Raw genomic sequence first — 17854 nt, 5'->3', positions numbered from 1 at the left:
GGGCGGACCACGAAAATCCACGCGCTGAGCGACCCTGACTGCCGACCTTGCGCATTTCATCTCACTCCAGGCCAGGACGCTGATATTGCCGCAGCGCCAGCCCTTTTGGAACTCGCGCCACCCATGTCTGCCCTCATTGGCGACAAAGGGTACGACGGCGACGGCTTTCGAGCCGAAATCGTCGATCGTGGTGCCAAGCCCGTCATTCCAAACAAATCCAACAGGGTTACTCTCCACAGCTTCAGCAAACGCGCCTACAAGGGGCGCAACGTCATCGAGCGCTGTTTCTGCCGCCTCAAGGATTTCAGGCGTGTCGCAACTCGCTACGACAAACTAGCCAGGAACTTCTTGGCTGCCGTCCATCTCGCCGCCATCGTTGCCTATTGGATCAATTGAGTCCGAGCCCTAGCTCCTCTGGCAGTGGACGAGTCGCGTCCCTTGTGATGCTGAACATGATATTTATGGCTTGGCAGTTAAGAAACGCGCTGCCCTGCTCGTCGCCCCGGTGGTAAAGCGGCGCATCAACGGAATGCCTTTGACTTCGTGTATTGCTGCAATCCTCCTGCTTGTTCTACTCTATCATGTGAACTCAACCTTCACATCGCTAGCGGATTCTCAGGCCAGCCGAGATTTGTCGGGGCGAGTAGGGGGGCCGCCCAGCCACTTTGGCGACTGCCGATGACGGCCGCGAGAGGGCGTGCGGATGGCGGCGCATGACTTTCCGAACGATGGCCGCTTCCGCGTGGGTAACACACGAGGGATGCTGGTCCTGCTCTGTCTCACGCTGGAAGCGCACCAAGTACACGGGATGACCTTTCGCGCAATGCAAGTCCACCTCTCGCCGGCTTTGTGGCCGCCGAAGCCCGGACTGGGTTCCGCTCGTGCACAGGCGGCGGCCGTAGCCGACGGGGCATTTTCAGCCGGAATGACGTGCATTAATACGTACTTGCGGTCCTTCCGCGTCTGTCTCCTAGTCGTGGAATAGAATGGGCGGACAGCCTGCCGCCTCATGTTCGGGGAAGGCTTCGCCAAGCTCGCGGAGAACATCCGCGCGCTGCGTCACGCAGGTATCCCGTCCGTGCAGCAACAGGGCGCCTGCAACAAGTCGCGGGTCTTGCGGCTCGTTTCGATGCGGAGCGCGTTTTCGTACGATCGCTGTCGCTGCTGTCGATCAGGTTGGCACCAGTCGTGTGCACTCCACGACAACATATTCCGGAATGCTGTCCAGCGAGGAATTGCCGACGGCCCGATAATGCCAACGGGCGATCGAAGCGCTCATCCCTTCTGGAGTAAAGAGTCGGAATTCGGTGGAGGAACTCGCCCGGACGTCAACAGCGGAAATCAATGGGGCCGCGAGACGATGCAGTCCCGCGGCCTCGCCACCGGAATTTAGTGAAAAGACAGTTTAAGTATGAAATCCCTCAGCCGGTGTTCTTACAGGAAAACACCCTGTTCCGACACTTGACAATCCGGACGGCTACTGGGAAACGCGTGCAACCGCAGACCAATGCGGCCGCGAGATCGATGAAGAAGCCGGCTAAAATTTGACGGTTCGCCTGTCCTATTCGCCTGTCATAACGGTTGCCAAGCGTCGAAAGAGTGTGCAGCGAGCAGAGCAGCGCTCCTATTGCGCTATTCGTAGTCGTCGGCTTCGTGCAGGAATGGTGATCCTGCGGGTGCCGTTTGAGCGTATCATTGCTGTTGCGCTGATTGCACGATGTTCGTGCATAACTGCCGGTTGCCGAGGCCCGCTTCAGCGTCATACGGCTTCCGTTCGCTTAAACCATTTCCTCGGTAAGCCAATGTAGTAGCCGCGCCTGATCTCGACCTGCAACTGCACGCTACCGCGAAGGCGATCTCCGATAGGTTCCAGCAACCGCCTTCCGTAGGACGGACGCGGGTGCCGGTCAGATCATCAGTTAGTGCCAACCCGATCAACCCCTGTAGAGGCCGACAAGCACGATCTGGCGGCGGAGAACGTCTGGCGCACGGTGCGCGAAGCGGCTGAAGACGCTCCAATGGCGCTCGAGCCGGCGAAGGCTGAGGGGGGCGGCGACGCCGGCCGAAACCATCGTGATTGCAAGGAAGCAGAGGACCATAACTGAGTCGAGGCTGAACTGCTCCAACCAGATGCAAAGCAGGAGCACGGTGATCGCGGTCGGGCACGGGATCAGGCGGCAATTGGGAGTTGGTTTCGTCGTTGGCCCACGGGTCGCGCCGTCTCCAAATGGCTCGAAGCCGAGTGAGATGACGGGCCTGCCGGCGATTCCCTGCTGAACGCATCCAGCAAGGGCTATTGCGCAGAGTAGCGAGGCTGCCGCGGCGATCATGTCGGCATGCCGCGCGCGTCCAATCCGCTTTGATCCCCCCGCTCAAGCCGCATTCAGCGCCTGGGCGAGGTCCGCGATCAGATCCGACGGGTTCTCGATCCCGATCGACAGCCGGATGGTGGAATCGAGCACGCCGATCTTTTGGCGGATGTCGGCGGGAACGCCGGAATGGGTCATGGTCGCGGGCAGGCTCGCGAGCGACTCGGTGCCGCCGAGGCTCACCGCCAGCTTGAGGATTTGCAGCGCATTGAGGAATTTCACCGCCGCCTCCTTCCCGCCGACGATGTCGAACGAGAAGGTCGATCCCGCGCCCAGGCATTGTCTCGCGAACACCCGCCCCGAGGGCGAGGCCTGCTCGTGATGGCCGAGATAATGAACCCTGGCGACCTTGGGGTGGTCGCGCAGATAGCTCGCGACCAGGCGCGCATTCGCATCGGCCTTTTCCATGCGCAGGCTCAGCGTCTCCAATGAGCGGTTGATCATCCAGCACGAATGCGGATCGAGCTGGGTGCCGATGGCGCCGCGCAGCGCCTTGATGCCCTTCATGATCGCCTTCGATCCGAGTGCGGCGCCCGCGATCAGGTCGGAGTGGCCGCCGACATACTTCGTCAGCGAATACAGCGACAGGTCCGCGCCGTGCTCGATCGGCCGCTGAAACACCGGGCCGAGCAGCGTGTTGTCGCAGGCGATGATCGGCGTGTGTCCCTGGGCCTTGCCGACGGAATCGGCGATGCGGCGGATCATCGCGATGTCGACGAGGCCGTTGGTCGGATTGGCCGGGGTCTCGATCAGGATCATCGAAACCCGCCCCCTCCCCGTCGCCTCCTCCGCGGCCTGCCTGACGGAGGCCTCATCGATGCCGTCGGCAAAGCCGACCGCGCCGATCGACAGGCGCGCCAGCGTGTTCGTCAGCAGCGTTTCCGTGCCGCCATAGAGCGGCTGGGAGTGCAGGATGACGTCGCCGGGCCGGACGAAGGCGAGGATCGTGGTCGCGATCGCCGCCATGCCCGAGGAGAACAGCGCACAGCTCTCGGTGCGCTCGTAGACCGCGAGCCTGTCCTCGACGATCTCGCTGTTGGGGTGGTTGAAGCGCGAATAGACCAGGCCCGCGCCCATGCCTTCTGGCGGCTCACGCCGGCCGGCGACGTAATCGAAGAAGTCCTGGCCGTCTTCGGCGGTCTTGAATACGAAGGTCGAGGTCAGGAACACCGGCGGCTTGATGGCGCCTTCCGACAATTGCGGATCATAGCCATAGGTCAGCATCAGGGTTTCCGGATGCAGCATATGGTTGCCGATATGGATCTTCGACGGGAACGGTTTTACCATGGCTGCCTCGCTGTTCTGATGCTCGCCGCGCGTTGCGGGCCGAATCGGTGGTACCCCGCGGTGGTCACGAAATCGAGCCTGTATGCAGGTTCGTCAGCACCTGCTCCGGCAGCGGATCTCCAGACATGCTCAAATGCGTCAGTAGGTTCTCGGGTAGGCTGGTTAGCTGGCTATGGTTAGCGAGGAGGAGCACGAGCCCGGGCGGGAGCGCCTCAGGTAAGCTGGTTAGCTGGTTGCCCCTAACGGCGAAAGTATGGAGCATAGCGGGGAAGCCCTCCGGCAGACTCGTCAATTGATTGTCGCTGAGCTCGAGATATTGGAGCGAATCAGGGTGGATCTCCGCTCCTGCCCCCTTTTGTTCGTCTGAAGAGATCCCATCGGCGCGCAGAATCTGTCCTGCCTCAAAAGGATCCATTCCATACTCCCTTGCCAGGACTGTGTAGACTTAGTCCACCCGATACGTTGTAACCTCTGAAGCACTTACCTGTCGGTAAGCTGACGAAGAAGCTATCGCCAGGTGGCGACCATAGGAGTTGGAAACGCGGTGATCGTTGCGCCTGCCCGAAGCTGCTCGACCATTTCAGCACGACCATCATATGACAGGGACGTATCCGCGTGGAGGCGTCTGATTTCCACCTCGCCGTCCCACCGTCCCACCGCCGCCTTGCTCTGCGCGGCCGTCCCCTGTCGCTGCCTGAACTGTTCGGCTGCCCGCGCCGCACACATCGCGCGCTGGCTCTCGGCGGACGCAGTGGGACGGAGTGCTCACAGTCTATGACGTGGCAGATTCAGCTCATGCGGAGGATGACGTAGACCAGAGGGTTGAAAATTGGGCTGCCGAACGGGACGTGGGCCCGCTCGAATTCGAGAAGAAGCCCTAACGCGATTAAATCTCTCCGAGAGAGAGCAACATCTCGATCTCGGATCGTTGTCGGTGTCGACGCTTCAAATTCAGGCTGATGACGTATCCCAGCGGATCGTCACCGTAATAGTTGCGCGTCGGGCAATCGGCGCCGGTCTCGACGGCGGCGCGATAGCGATTGCGGCCGTCGAGGATATTTCTCTTGAACACGCCGACTGCTTCGCGCACGCCGTTTTCGCTGACGTCGGACAAGAACTCGGCATAGGCGTCGCCCTCGATCCGCGCGAAAATGGCAGCGATGGGATCCGGCTCAAGCTGGGTCATGCCGCCAACCTAATGAGCGGTTGTGCTAGCGCTCTGGGAGCCCGAATTCGTGGCCGCCGCCCTGCAGAGGGGCAAGTCCTTGACGGATCTCGTCGAAGCATTCCAGCTCGCTGCGCACGCCATAGGGTAGCGCAGCAGAGTGCCGACAAGGCCTTTGTCCATCGGCTCGAGCGCAATGATATGCTCGCGGTCGGTCAGCACCACCCGGCCGATGGCGACCTTGTCCATCTCTCGAATGGTCTCGCGGATCACGGCCAAGGCGTCGTGGCCGACCTTGCCGTCCGGGCGCTGGCAGTAGGGGCGGATCAGGTAGCGGGGATCGATGTCGGGCCGGTCGACGAACTCGTCGATCTCGATGGTACGTGTCGATTCGAGCGCGATCTCCTCGAGCTCCTCTTTCGAGACCTAGATGTACTGACCCTTCTCGAGCTCGTAGCCCCGACGATGTCTTCGTTCGGTACCTCGTTGTCGGTGTCGGCGTCGACCTTCACGTACTTGATGCGGTGTCCCGGTCTGGCGGTTGAAGGCGATACTGTGTTTTCCCAAAAAGGCCAGGCCTTCTTCCTCAGCTCGCGAGGCTGCCGTCTGTCGGCGACCGGCCTGCAGAGCGCCAGCAAAGATTGCGTGAGCCAGCCACCACGTATGATTCCACGGCGCGGCCAAAATGAATGCGAGCGACGATAGCCGACCCATACGCTACTCAGAAGGAGGCAATCCGCGCCGCGGTCGATGCCGTCCAAGCGAACGGAAAGGCAGGGCACGACGCTTAGGTTCTCGTTCAAAGGGAGAACCACCAATTTAGAATCGAGTGGACACATGGCCACGACCCATACCCCACCAGCCGGCTAATCGCGGACCACACGAGATCGGCCGACCAATCCTGGTAGGTGCCTTGCAGTCCTTCTCCGCGATAATTGGCAGCACCCTTTGGGAGTTCAGCCTCTCGGGGGCCGAGGTGGCCAGCCTTGCTAACTCCGAGGGCGACGGCTGGTGGTAGGGACAGTGCTTTCGGGGGCGCGAGCGCCGAATCACCCCTGCGCTGGCCGTTTTTCGGAGCGGTAAGCCGCTTGAAGTCCCCGCCTTTCCGCTGAATCTTCACCAACGGTGCGAGCTGGAATCACTGCTTCCAACCACAGTCCAAAGGAAACCTGATATGATCCCTATTGAGCAGTCCTTTATTCGAGCGATAACGTTGCTTGACGGACCAAAACCGACCGAGCAACGGCCTGAAATCGTCGCCCACCTGGATACTATTGTAGACTATGCACGTGACGATGCCGAGGAGCGCCTAGCCCATAGTTTCAAAGCGATGGCCCTGCACCACCTCGACAGTATCGGTCGAGATACGTCGACTATTGTTAAGGAAAAAATGGAGCTGGCTCTGATCGCCACTGAAAAATTGATTATAGCTATCGTCGAGCGCAACTGGCGGGGAATAAGATCCGAGCGATGTCCATGCAGGAACGTTGCAACTAGGCAATACGCCGGCCGCTGGTCGCGATCAGATAAGCATGACCGATGACGACCTCCACCAAAGACATGCACGCAGCGCAGCCCGACGGGAATATAGTGCACTGCGTAAGGCTGCGCTGGTGAGGAGGCGGCTAAGCAGCGAGCGCAGCAATTAGCCGAGACCAACACGGTCGAACTTGGCAGCTCACTTGCAAGATTGCGAGCTATCCGTCGCGCGCGAACTGAGGCGCTTAGTTTGTGCAATTCTCGCCCTTACCCTTTGCCATGGCGTTTGTCCCTCACAGATACGATCCCGTTCGCCCGGCGCCGGCGCGTTCAGGTCTTCCTGGTAAAACTTCACCGCAGTTTAGCAATGCTCCATGCCTCATACTCGGATCGGCGGCTCTGACGCGTTCGTCTCAAATGTAATAAGTCGGCCCCGATTTCTGCGAAACGATAATAGGTCAAGTCATCGCCTCCGACATTGCGCAATGGGAGCCGGAGGCCGAAGCCTCAGGCGTCGCCGCGGATTGATCGCATGGCGTCACCTGCTGCAAAGGTGACCGTCGGCGACACGCTGAAGGGAGGATGGATCCTCTCGTTCTATGCGATGAGGGGAACGCCGGCCCCCCACGGGTGGCGCGCGCCGAAGGCGGAACGGGGCAGTGATGGCGATCGCCGAGAGGCGAGCCCCTTTCCCGAGTGCCGCTACCGGGCGCCCCGATTTACGGGCTTCGATGTTCGACGAAGAAGTCTTTTAACGCGGCAGTTAGGAGCTGGGGCAGCTTGTCAAGCGCATTGCTAGGCATTGCTTCAGTCTCCGCAGCCCATGCGCATGGAATTTAAATCCCGATCGTCGGCCCGGCGGCGTCGGGACCGAGGCGAACAGAACTGGATCTTCACTTTGAGGTCACGGTCCAGTTATTGAACTTGAAGTCCATTCCGCCTGGGGACGAGGTGATCTCGACGCCGTATTGGACGCTACCGACGTTTATGTCGCCGAAGTAGCCTTTCGACTTGATCCACTCTAGGATGCCCTTGATGTCCACTGTCCCGCTATTGCTCTTCGAAGTGGGCACCAGCGAGATGACGTTGTGACCATTGTTCCCTTGAAACACGTTCCAGGTCGTCCCTCCCACCTCGACGTTAGTGTAGACCGGGATCGCCGCCCCGGAGGGATCCTGCCGATAATGATAAGAAATCGGCTTAACGTTGCCGCTACCGTCCGAGTTTCCGGTGTAGTTTGTCCAGATCATGATCTCATGCTGGTTTGAACTGTCCCAAATATCATAGGCGGTGTCCCAAGCGCCGCTGTTAGGAACGTCCTGATTGAAGGTCGAGCTCAAGGTGTTGATTGCACTGAGCGGCTTCCCGATATGGACGGCCTCATGCGGATAGCTCTTGATGCCACCAGTTCGAGGCTGGTTCGACCACACGCTCCACCGGTTCGGTCCATACACTGAAATGGTCTGAGGCCCGGCACCACTGCCCCACACATCGTTGTTCCAGGAGTAGCCATCGCGTGCAAAGTTCCCGTATGGAGCGCTCGAACTCCAAATCGGGGGCTTTGCCGGTACAGCGGCGAGCGGCCGCCCGACGTCGTTTACAGCTTGTCTGAAAAGCTCATGATCCTCCTGTGAGCGGGCGTACCCCGTTGGGAACTCTGGCAAGCCGGCACCGTTTATCCGATTGGAATCCATTATGCTCTCCCTTGCTCCTATGAGAACAAACCCTCTTCGGTTGGCCCTTAAAGATCGGCTTCGAATTCTAGGACGGTTGGCTTTCGAGAAGCTGACTAGTGCGAGAGTGCACGGTGCGCGCCTGTCCGCTACTTTTCCAACCCACGCATGTGGCGCAACAAGGATGCCCTCGCCCTTTCGGTAGGGAGGGTACGTCCACCGATACCCGCACCGTCGCCGTATTCAAGGACGGCCGGGGCTCAGCGCGCCTTGATCTCCAGTGCCCATTGGGCACGGCGAAGCGTCAATCCACATGGTGCGCCGATCACCGCGCTCGGGGAGTGGAACTAGCGCGGTTTGGCGACTCACGTTACCCATCATTTTAAGCCCCTCACTACGCAATGGGAATGAAATGGTTGCAGCTACCCGTGAACCGCCGGCCTCTGGTTACGCACTCGAAGTGGATGGCCGACTCAAAGCCGAATTTGCAACCAGAGACGGCGCCAGGGCAGGTGGAGAAGAACTAAAGAAACGTTTTCCCATGCTTCAAATCAGGATCTATGACGCGCAGACGCCTGCGCGCGAGGAAATCTAGATCTTCAGGCTAGCGGATTTTTCCGCTTTGCGCGTGCGGCTTCCGCCGCACCGGGCTCTCGTGAACCGAGCCGCTTTGCGTCTCGGCCATCCGGCTTCGATCCCTCGCGCAAGGCCTGGGGAGTTCCTCGCCGGGGGCACTCGGGAAAGCGGCTCGCCTACGGCGATCGCTATCACTGCCCCGTTCCCGGGTGCCGCTATTGAACCGGTCTCGTCGCTGCACTCGGACCCGCGTGCCCTTCGGGTCGCTATGCTCACGCTCTCCGGGTGCCTTTTGTGTCAAGGCGATGCGCCCTTGGCGCACGCCTGTGGGGCCTGCGGCCCTAAAGCACCTCGAGGCCATCCCGAAGAATGGAACGAAAGACGGAGCGCGTCTCAGATTTCGCATTCTGTCATTTGTGTGGGTGAGGAGCTCTCGCGTATCGCGCGGCCTCGATTTCGCCTGAAGAAGGTTAAAGTGAGAGTGCCGGCCGGGTTTTGCCGTGACGGGTTACAACCTGCGAGAGAGGCTCGCGGCGCCCGTCGCGGAGATCCGTTATGTCCAGACACTATCTTCGGGCACGCGCCGGCGAGGACCGAACCAGCCTTTATGACAAAATCACCAACAAAATTATCGGCGAGCTTGAAGCCGGCCGCGTCCCGTGGGTGCAGCCTTGGGGTTCGGCGGCGGCGGCGGCGTCATTGGCCATGCCGAAAAGCGCCGCCACTGGCCGTCAATACAGCGGCATCAACGTCCTAATCCTTTGGGGGGCTGCCACCGAACACGCATTCACCAGTCAGAGCTGGCTCACCTTCCGTCAGGCGCTCTCGCTCGGCGGTCACGTCCGCAAGGGCGAGCGCGGCACGAGCGTCGTCTATGCCGACCGCTTTGTGCCGGCCGACGAAAAGCGGCGCGCCAGCGAAACAGGTGACGAAGCGCAGGCCATCCCGTTCCTCAAGCGGTTCACGGTCTTCAATATCGATCAGTGCGAGGGCTTGCCTTCGGAGATCGCAACGACGCCACCTCCGCCGCCTGGCCTGATCGAGCCAAAGATTGAATACCTGATCAAGGCGACCGGGATCGACTTCCGCATTGGCGGCAACCGCGCCTTCTACATGCCGGCAGAAGATTATGTGCAGGTACCGCCACCACAAGCCTATTTCGAGCCGATCAACTGGCATCGGACGGCCTTTCACGAGCTGGCGCATGCTAGCGGCCATACATCGCGTCTGAATCGCGATTTGTCGGGAAGCTACGGAAGCAAGAAGTATGCCTTTGAGGAATTGATCGCGGAGATATCATCCGCATTCGGATGCGCCTCGCTCGGCATCGTGCCGACGGTGCGACATGCCGATTATATCGGCTCCTGGCTTGAGGTGCTGCGAGAGGACAATCGTGCTATTGTGCGAGCTGCCTCGCAAGCCAGCAAGGTTGCGGATTATCTCCTTGGGTTCTTGCCGGAGGAGGTTGGCGACATGACGACGGAGAGAGCGGAACAGGAGGCAGCGTGAGGGTCTCCTCGGCCACCGCGGGTAAGCGAGTGAGAGGGCAGGGTCGTTTTCGCGACGGGTTGAAGGCCGAGAGAGAGGCTCGCGGCTGCCCGTCGTGGAGACTCGACAGCACGAAGGCCGTCCAGAAGATCACCCTGTCGCCCTCACGCGACATTCCGTTCAACAAGCTGGTGCTGAGCCAATCCAATGTTCGCCATGTGAAGGTGGGCATTTCGATCGAGCAACTCGCCGAAAGCATCGCGGCGCGCACGCTCCTGCAGAGCCTCAACGTCCTTGCCGTCGTTGATGCCGAAAGGAACGAGACGGGCATGTTCGAAGTGCCTGCAGGCGGCAGGCGCTATCGCGCCCTCGAACTGCTTGTGAAACAAAAGCGCATGGCGGAGACGCAAGCGGTTCCGTGCGTTGTTCGGGACCAGGGTATCGCGGAAGATGACTCGCTTGCGGAGAATGACGAGCGAGTCGGCCTCCACCCCCTCGATCAGTTCCGCGCGTTCCAGCGCCTCCAGCAAGGTGGCATGAGCGAGGAAGACCGCTGCGTGGCATTTTGTGACGCCGGCCGTCGTGAAGCCGCGGCTTCGACTGGCCTCGGTTTCGAGCAAGCTGCACGAGATCTATGCCCATGACGGTATGACGCTCGAGCAACTGATGGCGTTCTCGGTGACAGCCGATCATGTTCGCCAGGAGCAAGTCTGGGAGCAGGTCAGTCGTTCGGGTTACGACGAGCCATACCAGATCCGGCGCTTGCTGACCGAACTAACGGTCCGTGCGTCCGATCGCCGCCCTCGGTTCGTGGGCCTCGAGGCTTACGAACAGGCAGGCGGCGGCGTTTTGCGTGATCTGTTCGAGCATGACGATGGCGGATATTTGCAGGACCTTGCCTTGTTGGACCGTCTTGTTACCGACAAGCTGAAGCTCGAGGCGGAAAGCATCGCAACCGAGGGTTGGAACTGGATCTCAGTGGCGGTCGATTTCCCCTACGGCCATACCAACGGCCTCCGCGAACTCGAGGGCAAACCTATGGATCTCACCCCGGAGGAGCAGGCCACCATCGACGCACCCAACGGCGAGCATACCAAGCTTGAATCGGATTATCAGGATGCCGACGAACAGCCCGATGAGGTCGACCAGCGGCTCGGCAAGATCGAAGCGGCACTGCTCGCATTCGAACACCGATCGATGATCTACGAGCCGGCCGAGATCGTCCGCGCTGGCGTCTTCGTCAGCATCGATTCCGAAGGGCGCCTGTCGGTGGATCGGGGCTATGTTCGGTCGGAGGACGACATGTCCGCGATCGATTCTGACGTCAGGCAGGGCACCGATGCGCAGCCGGTCGAGGGGAAGGAGGGTAGCTCCATTCAGCGCACGTCATCGCGGTCGCAAGTAGCGCTGCTGACACTGAAGAAGATGATGAGGACGCGGCCAAACCTTTGCCGGATCGGCTGATCACCGAGTTGACCGCACATCGTACACTGGCATTGCGCGATGCGCTGGCGGAAAATCCGGCGATCGCGTTCCAGGCGGTGCTGCACAATTTCGTGCTGACTGCCTTCTACGGGTTCTCGTCGACGGGGAGTCCCCTTGAGATCGGACTTCGCACGCCGACCTTCCCCGCTCAAGCCCCCGGCCTGAGGGAGAGCGCGTCCGCGAAGACCGTCGAGGCGCCGCCTGAGTCCTGGAAAGCACGGTTGCCGAAAGGCGAGAAGGACCTGTGGGATGCGCTCACAGCTCTCGACGGTGCCGCTCAGGCGTCCCTGTTCGCTCACTGTGCGTCATTTGCGGTCAACGCTCTCTACGAGCCAGCCAACCACTACGATCAGGGCCGTGTCTCCGCCCATAGTGTTCGCGCGCGTCTCGACCAGGCCAATGTGCTGGCGCGCGCGGTCGGGCTGGACATGGTGCAGGCCGGCTGGCGACCCACCGTCGACAACTATCTTGGCGGGGTCATCAAGCCTCGCATTCTGGAAGCCGTGCGAGAAGCAAGGGGAGAATCTTCCGCGCAGCTGATCGCCCACTTGAAGAAGGCCGACATGGCCAAAGAGGCCGAACGTCTTCTCGATGGTTCGGGCTGGTTGCCGGAACCGCTGCGTCTCGTCGATCCTCATGCGGCGTCAGTGGAGCCGGAGGTTGAAGCAGGCCCGCTACCCGAATTTCTCGCCGACGATGAGCATCGGGAGAACGCCGGCGACGATGACCCGCAACAGCTCGACGCGGCTGAGTGACACAGAGCGGGATGGCTCGGGCCATCCCGCAGTTGCCTGGAGCCGGTGTGTAACGCCGGTCCCCATTTTATGGGCGAGCGCTGAGAGGGAGAGCAGGGCCGGGAAGGTTTGAATTGCCGTGGTCTTAAGGGGAGCGCCGCGCGGTTCGACCTGTTCCTGCTCTCCCGAGAAATCCTGCCATGACCGAATCTCTCGCCGGCGGCGCTGCCGCCGCGCCGCTCTCGATGCGTGCCGCCGCAAATCTCACCTCCGCCGCCATCAGGGCCGCGCGACAGCTCCTGACCGAGCTCGAACGCGGCCGTCGCATCGATGCCGCCGTCCTGCGTAGCGCCATGGAGGCAGCCTTCGGCGCCTCAGACGCGGCCGGCGTCTGGAGCTGGAAGACCGCCTATGACGTCTGCGAGGCGGCAACAGTTCTATTTCTTCGCAAGTTCGGTCCGGCCATGCGCGCCAAGGCTGGCTCGACGGCTGCCATGCTGCCAATGCTCGCGAGAATCGCGAGCTGTCTGCCGACCCATACGCGGCGTTCCGAAGACAGTCAGGCGTTCCAGCAATTCTCGACGCCGATCCCGCTTGGGCTGGCCGCATGCGTCGCAGCCGGCATTACGCCTGCCGACCGCGTTCTGGAGCCATCCGCGGGGACCGGATTGCTCGCGATCTTCGCCGAGCTCGCCGGCGGCTCTCTGATGTTGAACGAATTGGCTGAAGGTCGCGCGGCGCTGCTCGATCATTTGTTTGTCAACGTTGAGGTCACGCGGTTCGACGCCGCGCAGATCGATGATCACCTCGACGCGAACGTTGTGCCGAGCGTGGTTCTGATGAACCCGCCGTTCTCCGCGGTGGCGAATGTCGATCGACGGATGGCAGACGCCGCTTTCCGGCATATCGCTTCGGCGCTCGCGCGCCTTTGCGATGGTGGACGCCTCGTCGCCATCGTTGGCGCAGGCCTTGCGCCGGATAACCCGGCGTGGCTAGAGGCCTTTGTTCGCCTCCAGGAGCGCGGACGGGTCGTGTTCTCTGCCGCGATCGACGGCGCCGTCTATGCCAAGCACGGCACTCAGACGGACACGAGGCTGCTCGTAATCGACAAGTGGCCCGCTGCCGATCCGAAGGCTTTTCCTGCATCGCAGGGCATGGCCGGCGATGTTGCCATCTTGCTCAATTGGGTGACCCAGTACGTGCCTCCGAGGCTACCCGTCGCCGCGCCGGTCGTGGCCGACATCGTTAGCCGCCCTGCAATGCCCCGATCGGCGGGCGCTTCCGTATCATGTCTGTCGTCCACTTCGGAAAGCGCAGCGCCAAATCGCGTCGAGCTCACGTACGAGACCGTCGAATGGTCGCCGCCGGAAGGCGCCCGCCTCACCGATGCGCTATATGAGGAGTACGGATTACAGTCCATCCGTATTCCCGGATCGTGCTCACATCCGACGAAACTCGTGCAGTCCGCGGCGATGGCGTCCGTTGCGCCGCCGAAGCCGTCCTACCGTCCGCATCTGCCTTCAAGTCTGGTGGCAGATGGAGTTCTATCGGACGCCCAGGTCGAGAGCATCATTTATGCTGGCGAGGCGCATTCCGAATTCCTTGCGGGCTCCTGGACCGTCGATGCGACCTTTGATGTTGTGGCGGCCGCGCGCGACGACGCTGAGAATGCCGTCCGCTTTCGCCGCGGCTGGTTCTTGGGCGATGGCACCGGCGCGGGCAAGGGGCGGCAGGTCGCCGGCATCCTGCTCGACAATTGGCTCAATGGCCGCCGCCGGGCGGTCTGGATCAGCAAATCCGACAAGCTGATCGAGGATGCGCAGCGCGACTGGTCCGCACTCGGCATGGAGCGACTGCTCGTTACGCCTCTGTCCCGGTTTCGCCAGGGCACACCGATCCGGCTTTCGGAAGGCATCCTTTTTGCCACCTACGCCACGCTACGCACCGACGAGCGTGGCGAGAAGCTTTCGCGCGTAAGTCAGATCGTTGAATCGTTGGGCTCCGACTTCGACGGAGTGATCGTCTTCGACGAGAGCCATGCCATGCAGAATGCGGCCGGTGGCAAGGGCGAGCGCGGCGATCAGGCGGCCTCTCAGCAGGGGCGCGCAGGCCTGAGGCTCCAGCACGCTTTGCCCAATGCTCGGGTGGTTTATGTGTCGGCGACGGGCGCCACCACGGTCCACAACCTCGCTTATGCCCAACGCCTCGGCCTTTGGGGCGGTGCCGACTTCCCATTCGCCACACGTGCCGAGTTCGTTGAGGCAATCGAGCAGGGTGGGGTCGCGGCGATGGAGGTTCTGGCGCGCGACCTCAAGGCGCTCGGTCTCTACGCCGCCCGCTCATTGTCCTATGAGGGCGTCGAGTACGAACTCGTCGAGCACCAGCTTACACCGGAGCAGGTTCGCATCTACGACGCCTATGCCGATGCGTTCAGCATCATCCATAACAACCTCGATGCGGCGATGCGGGCCGCCAACATCACCGGCGAGACCGGAACGCTGAACGGGCAGGCAAAATCCGCGGCTCGATCCGCCTTCGAGAGCGCCAAACAGCGCTTCTTCGGTCATCTGCTGACCTCGATGAAAACGCCGTCGCTCATCCGGTCGATCGATCGCGATCTCGACGCCGGCCATGCCGCCGTCATCCAGATTGTTTCAACAGGCGAAGCGCTAATGGAGCGCCGGCTCGCCGAGATCCCGACCGAAGACTGGGGCGACGTCCAGGTCGACATCACTCCGCGCGAATATGTGCTCGACTATCTCGCCCATTCCTTCCCGGTCCAGCTCTACGAGCCCTTCACCGGCTCGGAGGGCAATCTCTGCTCTCGGCCTGTCTATCGCGATGGCCAGCCAGTCGAGAGCCGGGAAGCCGTCGCACGACGCGGCCGCCTCATCGAGAAACTCGCCTCGTTGCCCCCGGTACCCGGCGCGTTGGATCAAATCGTCCAGCGCTTCGGCACCGACATGGTCGCCCAAGTGACCGGCCGCTCGCGCCGTATCATTCGTAAGGGCGACCGGTTGGTGGTCGAAAACCGAGCCGGTTCGGCCAATCTCGCTGAGACATCGGCCTTCATGGACGACGTCAAGCGAATCCTCGTGTTCTCCGACGCGGGCGGCACGGGGAGGAGCTACCACGCCGAGCTGTCGGCCCGGAATCGCCGCTTGCGGGCCCACTATTTGCTTGAGCCCGGCTGGAAGGCGGATGCTGCGATCCAGGGGCTCGGCCGCACAAACCGGACCAATCAGGCGCAGCCCCCGCTGTTTCGGCCCATCGCGACCGACGTGAAGGCCGAAAAGCGCTTCCTCAGCACCATCGCGCGCCGGCTCGACACATTGGGGGCCATTACGCGCGGCCAGCGCCAGACCGGAGGACAGGGCCTCTTCCGGCCCGAGGACAATCTCGAAAGTCAGTACGGGCGCGATGCTTTGCGTCAACTCTACATGCTGCTGGTGCGTGGCAAAGTCGACGGCTGTTCGCTCGAGAAGTTCGAGGATGCAACCGGCCTGAAGCTGACAGATGCCAATGGGCTCAGGGATGACCTGCCGCCGATCACGTTCCTGAACAGGTTGTTGGCGCTCACCATCGACCTGCAAAATGTCCTGTTCACTGCTTTCGAGCAGCTCTTGACCGCCCGGATCGAGGGCGCGGTCGCATCGGGCACGTACGATGTCGGATTGGAAACGCTCCGCGCCGAAAGCTTTGTCGTCAGCGGCCGGCGGACGATCTATGTCCATCCGCGCACAGGTGCCGAGACGCGGCTGCTCAGCGTCATCCAGCGCCAGCGTAACCATCCCGTTGGTTTGGATGACGCCCTTACTCGTCTTTCCAATCCTGCCGTCCTGCTGATCAACGAGCGCTCAGGAAGGGCCGCCGTGCAGGTTCCGGCCGCGAGCATCATGCTCGACGACGGCGACATCGAGCGCCGCGTCCGCCTGATCCGCCCTATGGAGCAGCACCAAGTCCGACTGAACATGATGGCGGAGAGCCATTGGGTCGAAGCGGATCGCGAACGTTTTGCCGCGGCCTGGCTGGCGGAGCTCGCCGAGGTGCCTGAGTTCACGGAAAGCACGATCCACGTAGTGGCCGGCTTGCTGTTGCCCATCTGGAAATGCTTGCCGAACGAATCGACCCGCGTCTATCGGCTCCAGACCGATGCGGGCGAGCGCATCATCGGCCGCAAGGTTTCTGCGGCGTGGGTCGCAAACGCCTTCGCGGCGGACGCGCCCACGCTGACGCCGGATGCTGCGTTTGCCGCGATGATGGAGGGACGTACCGTCCTCGACCTCCCGGAGGGGCTCCAGCTTCGCCGCGTCCCGGTGATGGGCGCTTGCCGCATCGAGCTGTCGGGATTCAACGACACGATGCGCGATCGCCTCCGTGCTTACGGCCTCTTTGGAGAGATCATCTCCTGGAAGCTGCGGATGTTCGTGCCTACGGACGAAAGCGGCATAGAAATCCTGACAAAGGTGCTCGACACATATCCGGTCGCGCGAGTCAGTGAGCGGGAAGCCGCGTGATGTCCCCCGCGCCTTGCGAACTGGCACGCCGTCTCGCGCGCGAGGCCGAGGCAGTGTGCCGATACTATCTCTCCAATGGCAAGCGGGCGGGGCGGTACTGGGTGGTCGGTGATGTCCACAACACGCCGGGCCGCTCGATGTTCGTGCGGCTCCAGGAATCGCCGAAGGGCCCAGCCGGCAAATGGACTGACGCTGCAACCGGCGAACATGGCGACCTCCTCGACATCATCCGCGAATGCCGAGGTTTGCGCGACTTCCGCGAGGTTGCCGAGGAGGCGAGGCGCTTCCTAAAGCTGCCGCGTCTCGAGCAGCAAGCTGCTCCGAAACCCGTTCGTTCGCTTGCACCGGCCGGATCGCAGGAAGCCGCCCGCCGGCTCTTTGCGATCTCTAGCCCGATCGAAGGTACCGTGGTCGAGACGTATCTGCAGCGTCGTGGAATAGCCCGCATCTACCATGGGGGCAGTCTTCGCTTCCACGCTCGTTGCTACTATCGGCCGGACGAGCACTCGCCGACCGAAACCTGGCCGGCGATGATTGCCCGCGTCACGGACCTTGAGGGGCGGATCACGGGAGCGCACCGAACCTGGCTCGATCCACACGGCTTTGATCGCATTCGTCTCGGCAAGGCTCCGATCGACACGCCACGACGGGCCATGGGCGACCTGCTCGGCAACGCCGTCCGCTTCGGCGTGGTGGACGACGTGCTCGCCGCGGGCGAGGGGATTGAGACCATGCTTTCATTGCGTTACGTGCTGCCGACCATGCCTATGGCCGCGGCGCTCTCGGCCAGTCACCTGTCAGCCATGTTGCTGCCGTCTGGCCTGCGTCGGCTCTATATCGCCCGCGACGCCGATGCCGCCGGAGATGCCGTGCAGGCTGCTCTCACCCAGCGCGCGCAAGAAGCCGGCGTTGAAGCGATCACCCTGTCGCCCCGGCTGGGGGATTTCAACGAAGACCTGCACATCTTCGGTCTCGAGGCCCTCCGAGCAGAGTTACGGCTTCAACTCGCACCAGAGGACGTCGTCCGCTTCCTGCATTCGTCGACAGTAGCCGCAGAATAGGCCGGTGCTTCGATCGACGT

At 61.8% G+C, this 17854-nt stretch carries 10 protein-coding genes and 3 pseudogenes; 6 read left to right on the top strand and 7 right to left on the bottom strand.

The features are described from left to right. On the top strand, nucleotides 1-396 hold a 396-nt coding region (locus I6F36_RS36420; RefSeq protein WP_225173100.1), incomplete at its 5' end, for an IS5 family transposase. Between the two features lie 208 nt (nucleotides 397-604). On the opposite strand, the gene I6F36_RS40105 is transcribed toward I6F36_RS36420, so the two are convergent. The 6 genes and pseudogenes from I6F36_RS40105 to I6F36_RS36390 form a co-directional block, all read right to left on the bottom strand. After that, a complete protein-coding gene (locus tag I6F36_RS40105) occupies nucleotides 605-835 on the bottom strand; it encodes a DUF3141 domain-containing protein (RefSeq protein WP_225145744.1) in 231 nt (76 codons plus the stop codon). 1099 nt (nucleotides 836-1934) lie between these two features. Further along, nucleotides 1935-2174: pseudogene (locus I6F36_RS36410) on the bottom strand (nickel/cobalt efflux protein RcnA); the annotation flags it as partial. A gap of 198 nt (nucleotides 2175-2372) precedes the next feature. Beyond that, complete coding sequence (locus tag I6F36_RS36405) at nucleotides 2373-3656, bottom strand: cystathionine gamma-synthase family protein (RefSeq protein ID WP_225145745.1); 1284 nt, start codon at nucleotides 3654-3656, stop codon at nucleotides 2373-2375. A 64-nt stretch (nucleotides 3657-3720) separates the two neighbouring features. Next, complete coding sequence (locus I6F36_RS36400; RefSeq protein WP_225145749.1) at nucleotides 3721-4071, bottom strand: hypothetical protein; 351 nt, start codon at nucleotides 4069-4071, stop codon at nucleotides 3721-3723. A 471-nt stretch (nucleotides 4072-4542) separates the two neighbouring features. Then, entirely contained in the window at nucleotides 4543-4842 is a 300-nt protein-coding gene (locus I6F36_RS36395; RefSeq protein ID WP_225145746.1) for a hypothetical protein, read from the bottom strand. Between the two features lie 82 nt (nucleotides 4843-4924). Further along, a pseudogene (locus tag I6F36_RS36390) lies at nucleotides 4925-5351 on the bottom strand (Ku protein); the annotation flags it as partial. A 644-nt stretch (nucleotides 5352-5995) separates the two neighbouring features. On the opposite strand from I6F36_RS36390, the gene I6F36_RS36385 reads away from it, so the two are divergent. After that, nucleotides 5996-6364, top strand: a complete 369-nt coding sequence (locus I6F36_RS36385) for a hypothetical protein (RefSeq protein WP_225173099.1) — start codon at nucleotides 5996-5998, stop codon at nucleotides 6362-6364. An 829-nt stretch (nucleotides 6365-7193) separates the two neighbouring features. Here the strand turns inward: I6F36_RS36385 and I6F36_RS36380 are convergent. Beyond that, nucleotides 7194-7994 (bottom strand): glycosyl hydrolase, encoded by an 801-nt coding sequence (locus I6F36_RS36380; RefSeq protein WP_225128634.1) that lies wholly within the window; start codon nucleotides 7992-7994, stop codon nucleotides 7194-7196. 1110 nt (nucleotides 7995-9104) lie between these two features. Between I6F36_RS36380 and I6F36_RS36375 the strand changes: the two genes are divergently transcribed. From I6F36_RS36375 to I6F36_RS36360, 4 genes and pseudogenes are all read left to right on the top strand, one after another. Further along, nucleotides 9105-10058: an ArdC family protein gene (locus tag I6F36_RS36375; RefSeq protein ID WP_225145748.1), complete on the top strand. Its 954-nt coding sequence runs from the start codon at nucleotides 9105-9107 to the stop codon at nucleotides 10056-10058. Between the two features lie 59 nt (nucleotides 10059-10117). Beyond that, nucleotides 10118-12277, top strand: a pseudogene (locus I6F36_RS36370) (ParB/RepB/Spo0J family partition protein). Between the two features lie 179 nt (nucleotides 12278-12456). Further along, the gene (locus I6F36_RS36365; protein ID WP_225173098.1) at nucleotides 12457-16773 is read left to right on the top strand and encodes a strawberry notch-like NTP hydrolase domain-containing protein; all 4317 of its coding nucleotides are present in this window, start codon (nucleotides 12457-12459) and stop codon (nucleotides 16771-16773) included. Beyond that, entirely contained in the window at nucleotides 16773-17834 is a 1062-nt protein-coding gene (locus I6F36_RS36360; RefSeq protein ID WP_225145691.1) for a toprim domain-containing protein, read from the top strand. The genes I6F36_RS36365 and I6F36_RS36360 overlap by 1 nt, the downstream gene beginning before the upstream one ends. The last annotated feature ends 20 nt before the right edge of the window (nucleotides 17835-17854 follow it).

This window comes from Bradyrhizobium sp. BRP19 (assembly GCF_020194195.1).
GTDB classification, from domain to species: Bacteria; Pseudomonadota; Alphaproteobacteria; order Rhizobiales; family Xanthobacteraceae; genus Bradyrhizobium; species Bradyrhizobium yuanmingense.
Note: the sequence above shows the minus strand (reverse complement) of the source record. Positions and strands in the feature narration are given on the sequence as shown.

Excerpts from the sequence above, each read along its gene's own strand:
- I6F36_RS36405 (WP_225145745.1), bottom strand. The coding sequence starts at position 3,656 with ATGGTAAAACCGTTCCCGTCGAAGATCCATATCGGCAACCATATGCTG.
- I6F36_RS36400 (WP_225145749.1), bottom strand. The coding sequence starts at position 4,071 with ATGGATCCTTTTGAGGCAGGACAGATTCTGCGCGCCGATGGGATCTCT.
- I6F36_RS36395 (WP_225145746.1), bottom strand. The coding sequence starts at position 4,842 with ATGACCCAGCTTGAGCCGGATCCCATCGCTGCCATTTTCGCGCGGATC.
- I6F36_RS36385 (WP_225173099.1), top strand. The coding sequence starts at position 5,996 with ATGATCCCTATTGAGCAGTCCTTTATTCGAGCGATAACGTTGCTTGAC.
- I6F36_RS36380 (WP_225128634.1), bottom strand. The coding sequence starts at position 7,994 with ATGGATTCCAATCGGATAAACGGTGCCGGCTTGCCAGAGTTCCCAACG.
- I6F36_RS36375 (WP_225145748.1), top strand. The coding sequence starts at position 9,105 with ATGTCCAGACACTATCTTCGGGCACGCGCCGGCGAGGACCGAACCAGC.
- I6F36_RS36365 (WP_225173098.1), top strand. The coding sequence starts at position 12,457 with ATGACCGAATCTCTCGCCGGCGGCGCTGCCGCCGCGCCGCTCTCGATG.
- I6F36_RS36360 (WP_225145691.1), top strand. The coding sequence starts at position 16,773 with ATGTCCCCCGCGCCTTGCGAACTGGCACGCCGTCTCGCGCGCGAGGCC.